The sequence below is a fragment of the Mesorhizobium sp. ArgA1 genome (genome assembly GCF_053714375.1).
In genome coordinates this window covers 1-215 of sequence record NZ_JBSKBQ010000224.1, presented here as the reverse complement: position 1 = coordinate 215, position 215 = coordinate 1, and the positions used below count along the sequence as shown (strand labels likewise).

The following is a 215-nucleotide window of genomic DNA, read 5'->3' as shown; positions in this document are numbered from 1 at the left end:
GGCGGCAGCGAATGGAGCGACAAGCGCATCGCCAACGGCCGCACGGAGCCGTTCGGCGTCAAGCTCTGGTGCCTCGGCAATGAGATGGACGGCCCCTGGCAGATCGGCCACAAGACCGCCGACGAATACGGCCGCCTGGCCCATGAAACCGCCAAGGCCATGCGCGCCTTTTCGCAGTCGCTCGAACTCGTCGTCTGCGGCTCGTCAAATGCCAA

Annotated in this window: 1 pseudogene; it reads left to right on the top strand. The window is 65.6% G+C overall.

From position 1 onward, the window contains the following. Positions 1-215 (top strand): annotated as a pseudogene (locus tag ACWGTI_RS33065) (alpha-N-arabinofuranosidase); the annotation flags it as partial.